Consider the following 5901-nt stretch of genomic DNA (forward strand, 5'->3'; position numbering starts at 1 on the left):
AGATGCATCTTCGAGACGACCTTCTTCATCGTTTCGATCGGGCATGGCGAGCCCGCCATGATGCCGGTGCGCAGGCGTGACAAATCGTACGACGCGAAATCTGGATGCTCGAGCTCGGCGATGAACATCGTCGGTACGCCGTGCAGCCCGGTGCATTGTTCCTCCGCGGTCGCGGCGAGCGTCGCCGCCGGGTCGAAGCCCTCGCCGGGGAACACCATGTTCGCGCCGACCGACACGCATGCGAGCACCGACAGCACCATCCCGAAGCAGTGGTACAAGGGCACCGGAATGCACAGGCCGTCCCGTTCGCTCAGCCGCATCGCCATCGCGATATAACGCGCGTTGTTCACAACGTTGCTGTGCGTCAGCGTCGCGCCTTTCGGGTTGCCCGTCGTGCCGCTCGTGAACTGGATGTTGATCGGCTCGTGGCACGACAGCGTGGCGCCGATCGCGTCAAGCCGCGCGACGTCAAGCGCCACGCGTCCACGTTCGATCACATCCGAAAAGCTCAGCATGCCGGGCGCTTCTGTGTCGCACATGCGGATCACGTAGCGCAATTCGGGTAGCCTGGCGGCGTGGAGTTCACCGGGCGCGTGGCTCGCCAGTTCGGGCGCGAGCTCCTGCAGCATCTCGAGGTACATCGAGGTCTTGAAGCGCTCCGCGGCGATGATCGCGTTGCAGCCGACCTTGTTAAGCGCGTATTCGAGTTCCGCCAGCCGGTAGGCGGGATTGATGTTGACGAGGATCGCGCCGATGCGCGCGGTCGCGAACTGGGTCAGCAGCCACTCGACGCGGTTCGGCGACCAGATGCCGACGCGATCGCCTTTGCCGATACCAAGCGCGAGCAGCCCGGACGCGAGCACGTCCACCTCGTTCGCGAACTCAGTCCACGTCCAGCGGATGCGCTGCTCGCGGAACATCACGGCGGGCCGGTCGGGGAAGCGTGCCGCGGTGTCGCGCAGAAACTCGCCCACAGTCGCTTCGCTCAACGGAATTTCGGTCGAACCGCGAACGTACGATAGTCCGTCCTTCGGTTCGATGAGTGCATCGTCGCCCGACATATGCGCTGCCATGGTGTCGTCTCCGTGAGCGCGAGCGCGCTCGATCGAAATGAGTTTGAAATCGATTGTGCACTGGCATGAGTCGGGCGGGCATCAAGTCTTACCCGCAGCGCATTCGCGCGGATAGCGATTGCTACTTCTTCGGTCCGGTCATGCCACGGATCGCGGCGACGTTTCCGTAAACGTCAACTTGATGTCAAAAAAAAGCAGCCGCGAGGGCTGCTTTGTTCTGCTGCATATGCCTTTACTGCTGACCGCGTAGCTTGCGCAGACGCTGGATTGCCGCGAGCTGGGCCGTCGCGTACGCGAGTTCCGCTTGCGCGGTTGCGTACTCGAGGTTCGAACCCGTGTTCTGCAGCGCCTCTTCCGCACGCTTGCGTGCGTCTTCAGCCTTCGCTTCGTCGAGATCCTTGCCGCGGATCGCGGTGTCGGCGAGAACCGTCACTGCCCCCGGCTGAATTTCGAGGATGCCGCCAGCGACGAACACGAACTCCTCTTCGCCGTTTTCGGCTTCGATGCGCACCGCACCCGGACGAATCCGTGTGATGAGCGGGGTGTGGCCCGGCAGAATGCCCAGTTCACCCGCTTCGCCCGGTAGCGCGACGAACTTCGCCTGGCCCGAGAAGATCTGCTCTTCCGCGCTGACGACGTCTACCTTGATTGTTGCCATAAGTGTCGACTCCTGTCGACGAGAGCGAGCGCTTTAGCGTTCACTCTCGTCCCATACAAGGCTGGGTTGAGCGTAGTGAGAGGCGGGACAGTTACGAGTGACCTACTACTGAGCCGGTACAAACCTGCCGCGCCTTTACCTACACCCGACCTTTACTGGATCTTCTTGGCCTTTTCGAAGGCTTCGTCGATCGTGCCGACCATGTAGAACGCCTGTTCCGGCAGATGGTCGCACTCGCCTTCAACGATCATCTTGAAGCCACGGATGGTTTCCTTCAGCGGCACGTACTTGCCCGGCGAACCCGTGAACACTTCAGCGACGTGGAACGGCTGCGACAGGAAACGCTGGATCTTACGAGCGCGCGCCACGGCGAGCTTGTCTTCCGGCGCCAGTTCGTCCATACCCAGAATCGCGATAATGTCGCGCAATTCCTTGTAGCGCTGCAGCGTTTGCTGCACGCCGCGCGTGATCGAGTAATGCTCTTCGCCGATCACGTTCGGGTCGATCTGCCGCGAGGTCGAATCGAGCGGGTCCACCGCCGGGTAGATACCCAGAGAAGCGATGTCACGCGAGAGCACGACGGTTGCGTCCAGGTGGCCGAAGGTCGTAGCCGGTGACGGGTCCGTCAAGTCGTCCGCAGGGACGTACACGGCCTGCACCGACGTAATCGAGCCCGTCTTGGTCGACGTAATACGCTCTTGCAGCTTACCCATTTCTTCAGCCAGCGTCGGCTGATAGCCCACTGCCGACGGCATACGGCCGAGCAGTGCCGACACTTCGGTACCGGCCAGCGTGAAACGGTAGATGTTGTCGACGAAGAACAGCACGTCGAGGCCTTCGTCACGGAAGTGCTCAGCCATCGTCAGGCCGGTCAGTGCGACGCGCAGACGGTTGCCCGGCGGCTCGTTCATCTGGCCGTACACCAGCGCGACCTTGTCGAGAACGTTCGAGTCCTTCATTTCATGATAGAAGTCGTTCCCTTCGCGGGTACGCTCGCCCACACCGGCGAACACGGAGTAACCACCGTGTTCCTTCGCGATGTTGTTGATCAGTTCCATCATGTTCACGGTCTTGCCCACGCCGGCGCCACCGAACAGACCCACCTTACCGCCCTTCGCGAACGGGCAGATCAGGTCGATAACCTTGATGCCGGTTTCGAGCAGCTCGGTCGACGGCGACAGTTCGTCGAACGCCGGAGCCTTCTGGTGGATCGAGCGCGTCGTGTCGCTCGAGATCGGGCCAGCTTCGTCGATCGGACGGCCCAGCACGTCCATGATGCGGCCCAGGGTCGGCTTGCCGACCGGCACGCTGATCGGCTTGCCGGTGTTCTGCACGATCGTACCGCGGCGCAGACCGTCCGAAGCACCCAGACAGATGGTACGGACCACGCCGTCGCCCAGCTGCTGCTGGACTTCGAGCGTCAACTCCGAACCTTCGAGAATGAGCGCGTCGTAAATTTTCGGCATGGATGCACGCGGAAATTCCACGTCGATCACCGCACCGATGCACTGTACGATCTTGCCTTCTACCAAAGCAGTTGTACTCATCGCTTTTCCTTTAGATACTCAATTCTTCACTCGCGCAAAGGCGCAGGTCTTCGATGGGCGCGCCTCGCAGGCGCACATGAAACGACCAGCTGACCGGGGTCAGACTGCCGCCGCTCCACCGACGATTTCCGACAGTTCTTTCGTGATCGCGGCCTGACGGCTCTTGTTGTACACGAGCTGCAGATCGTTGATGACCGTCTTCGCGTTGTCCGAAGCGGCCTTCATCGCCACCATCCGGGCCGACTGCTCCGATGCCATGTTCTCCGCGACGGCCTGATAGACCAGCGCTTCGACATAGCGCACCAGCAGTTCGTCCACCACCGCTTGTGCATCCGGCTCGTAGATGTAGTCCCACTGGGTGCTCGGCGTCGCGCCGTCTTCTTCCGCGCGCTCGAACTGTTCCGCCGACAGCGGCAACAGCTGCTCGATCACCGGCTCCTGCTTCATCGTGTTGACGAAGCGCGTGTACGCGAGGTACACCGCCGAAATCTTGCCTTCCGAGAACAGGTCGAGTTGGACCTTTACCGCGCCGATCAGCTTTTCCAGATGGGGCGTATCGCCCAGATGCACGACATTCGACACGACCTTCGCCCGCAGACGGTTCAGGAAGCCCAGGCCCTTGCTGCCGATCGCGGTTGCCTCGATCGTCTTGCCACGCCCTTCCAGTTCCTTGAACTTCTGCACCGATGCGCGCAGCACGTTGGTGTTCATTCCGCCGCACAGACCCTTGTCGGTCGTAACGAGGATGATGCCGGCCGCCTTCGCGCCTTCGTTCGACACCATGAACGGGTGGCGATACTCCGGGTTCGCACGGCTCATGTGCGCAGCGATATCGCGGACCTTGTCGGCGTACGGGCGAGCAGCGCGCATGCGCTCCTGAGCGCGGCGCATCTTCGAGGCGGCCACCATCTCCATCGCTTTCGTGATCTTGCGCGTGTTTTGCACGCTCTTGATCTTGCCGCGAATTTCCTTCATTCCAGCCATTGCTTGCTCCTTGTCGGCCCGAGTTAGCGCTTTAACACTTACTTGGGTCCCATGCACAGCGATCGAAGCAGCGCTGGGCGCTCTGATGCGGCCCGCGCTGCTTCAAGGTCCGTTTATGCCTTGCGGATCACTCGCGGATCAATAAGCGCCGGACTTCTTGAAGTCTTTGACGGCCGTATGCAGCAGGCCTTCGTCGTCCTTCGAGAGTTCCTTGGTTTCTTCGATGCGCTTGATCAGGTCAGCATGGCTCGTCTTCAGGGATTCGCGCAGACCCTTCTCGAACGGCAGGACTTGAGCGACTTCGAGGTCGTCGAGGTAACCGTTGTTCGCTGCGAACAGCGAAACAGCCAGTTCCCACACTTGCAGCGGCTGATACTGCGGCTGCTTCAGCAGTTCCGTCACGCGGCGGCCGCGCTCCAGCTGCTTACGGGTCGCTTCGTCGAGGTCCGAGGCGAACTGCGCGAATGCTGCGAGTTCACGGTACTGCGCGAGGTCGGTACGGATACCGCCCGACAGCTTCTTCACGACCTTGGTCTGAGCCGCGCCACCCACACGTGACACCGACACACCGGCGTTAATCGCGGGGCGAATACCCGCGTTGAAGAGGTCGGTTTCCAGGAAGATCTGGCCGTCGGTAATCGAGATCACGTTCGTCGGGACGAATGCGGTGACGTCGCCTGCCTGCGTTTCGATGACCGGCAGTGCCGTCAGCGAACCGCTCTTGCCCTTCACTTCACCGTTGGTGAACTTCTCGACGTACTCTTCCGAGACGCGAGCGGCACGTTCCAGCAGACGCGAGTGCAGGTAGAACACGTCGCCCGGGGAGGCTTCGCGGCCCGGCGGGCGGCGCAGCAGCAGCGAGATCTGACGGTATGCCCAAGCTTGCTTGGTCAAGTCGTCATAAACGATCAGCGCGTCCTGGCCGCGGTCGCGGAAGTATTCGCCCATCGTGCAGCCGGCGTACGGTGCGAGGTACTGCATCGCGGCCGATTCCGATGCCGAAGCGGCCACGACGATCGTGTATTCCAGCGCGCCGGTTTCTTCCAGCTTGCGCACCACGTTCATGATCGACGAAGCCTTCTGGCCGATCGCGACGTAGATACAGAAAAGGTTCTTGCCCTTCTGGTTGATGATCGCGTCGACTGCGACTGCGGTCTTGCCGCACTGGCGGTCGCCGATGATCAGCTCACGCTGGCCACGGCCAACCGGCACCATCGCGTCGATCGACTTCAGACCGGTCTGGACCGGTTCGGAAACCGACTTACGCCAGATCACGCCCGGAGCAATCTTTTCGATTGCGTCGGCCTTCTTCGCGTTGATCGGGCCCTTGCCGTCGATCGGGTTGCCGAGTGCGTCGACCACGCGGCCGAGCAGTTCCGGACCCACCGGCACTTCCAGAATGCGGCCCGTCGTCTTGACGATGTCGCCTTCCGAAATGTGTTGGTACTCACCCAGAATCACCGCGCCGACCGAGTCGCGCTCGAGGTTCAGTGCCAGACCGAAGGTGTTGCCCGGGAATTCGAGCATTTCGCCCTGCATCACTTCCGACAGGCCGTGGATACGCACGATACCGTCGGTCACGGAGATCACGGTGCCCTGGTTGCGAACGTCTGCGCTCGCTTCAAGGCCCTGGATCCGG

General features: G+C 61.7%; 5 protein-coding genes. All 5 read right to left on the bottom strand.

Features of this window, described 5'->3' with window-relative positions; genetic code table 11:
* The coding region (locus VGH68_RS27510; protein WP_331606883.1) for an AMP-binding protein at positions 1 to 1073 on the bottom strand (1073 nt) is incomplete at its 3' end.
* Between the two features lie 232 nt (positions 1074 to 1305).
* Complete coding sequence (locus VGH68_RS27515; RefSeq protein WP_331606884.1) at positions 1306 to 1731, bottom strand: F0F1 ATP synthase subunit epsilon; 426 nt, start codon at positions 1729 to 1731, stop codon at positions 1306 to 1308.
* Positions 1732 to 1883: 152 nt separating this feature from the next.
* A complete protein-coding gene (gene atpD / locus VGH68_RS27520) occupies positions 1884 to 3278 on the bottom strand; it encodes a F0F1 ATP synthase subunit beta (RefSeq protein WP_331606885.1) in 1395 nt (464 codons plus the stop codon).
* A gap of 99 nt (positions 3279 to 3377) precedes the next feature.
* The gene (atpG, locus tag VGH68_RS27525) at positions 3378 to 4262 is read right to left on the bottom strand and encodes a F0F1 ATP synthase subunit gamma (protein WP_331606887.1); all 885 of its coding nucleotides are present in this window, start codon (positions 4260 to 4262) and stop codon (positions 3378 to 3380) included.
* 138 nt (positions 4263 to 4400) lie between these two features.
* Positions 4401 to 5901, bottom strand: a 1501-nt coding sequence (gene atpA / locus VGH68_RS27530; protein ID WP_331606888.1) for a F0F1 ATP synthase subunit alpha, incomplete at its 5' end; no start/stop codon positions are given.

The sequence above is a fragment of the Paraburkholderia sp. genome (assembly GCF_036488505.1).
Lineage (GTDB): Bacteria > Pseudomonadota > Gammaproteobacteria > Burkholderiales > Burkholderiaceae > Paraburkholderia.

What these genes read in the sequence shown, in the direction of transcription:
- VGH68_RS27515 (WP_331606884.1), bottom strand. Translation starts at nt 1,731, where the DNA reads ATGGCAACAATCAAGGTAGACGTCGTCAGCGCGGAAGAGCAGATCTTC.
- atpD (WP_331606885.1), bottom strand. Translation starts at nt 3,278, where the DNA reads ATGAGTACAACTGCTTTGGTAGAAGGCAAGATCGTACAGTGCATCGGT.
- atpG (WP_331606887.1), bottom strand. Translation starts at nt 4,262, where the DNA reads ATGGCTGGAATGAAGGAAATTCGCGGCAAGATCAAGAGCGTGCAAAAC.